The 208-nt window shown below is 78.4% G+C and carries 1 protein-coding gene; it reads right to left on the minus strand.

All coding sequences use genetic code 11. The features are described from left to right. Window positions 1–208 (minus strand): sigma factor (locus QWJ41_RS21885; protein WP_302710603.1); only part of this gene is annotated, 208 nt, incomplete at both ends.

The following is a 208-nucleotide window of genomic DNA, read 5'->3' on the forward strand; positions in this document are numbered from 1 at the left end:
CTCGGAGGGGTCGCCCTCGGTGCCGCCGGCGTCGTGGACCGCGGCCTGCACCGCCTCGTCGCCCGCGAGGGCCGACTGCCAGGGCCGCACCCGGGCGGCGCGCGCGGGGTCGATCACGACGGTGCGCGCGATCCCGAAGAGCCACACCCGCAGCGACGCGAGCGCGGGGTCGTAGCGCTCGGCGTGCCGCCAGGCCTTGAGGAAGGTC

Source organism: Nocardioides cremeus (assembly GCF_030518195.1).
In the GTDB taxonomy this organism is placed as follows: Bacteria; Actinomycetota; Actinomycetes; order Propionibacteriales; family Nocardioidaceae; genus Nocardioides; species Nocardioides cremeus.